This is a genomic window from Streptomyces lushanensis (assembly GCF_001700515.1).
GTDB lineage: Bacteria > Actinomycetota > Actinomycetes > Streptomycetales > Streptomycetaceae > Streptomyces > Streptomyces lushanensis.
In genome coordinates this window covers 25,730-25,942 of the sequence record NZ_MAUD01000046.1, presented here as the reverse complement: position 1 = coordinate 25,942, position 213 = coordinate 25,730, and the positions used below count along the sequence as shown (strand labels likewise).

The following is a 213-nucleotide window of genomic DNA, read 5'->3' as shown; positions in this document are numbered from 1 at the left end:
CGCCCCCTCCGTCACCGTGACCTGGGCGACGGAGGGCGCGATATCCGTGCCGACGACCAAGGCCGCCGTCCCGGCCGCGGCTGCGGGGAAGACGGCCCTGGCCACCGCCAGGACCGAGGGCACCGACGAGGCCGTACCGGACGGAGCGCCGCGGCAGGTCATCTGGGCGAAGGACGGCGTGTCCACCCTGGCCTGGGAATCCGTCGTCAACGG

1 pseudogene is annotated in these 213 nt (G+C 74.6%); it reads left to right on the top strand.

Annotated features, from left to right (window positions below):
• Positions 1-16: 16 nt before the first annotated feature.
• A pseudogene (locus BFF77_RS36555) lies at positions 17-213 on the top strand (M4 family metallopeptidase); the annotation flags it as partial.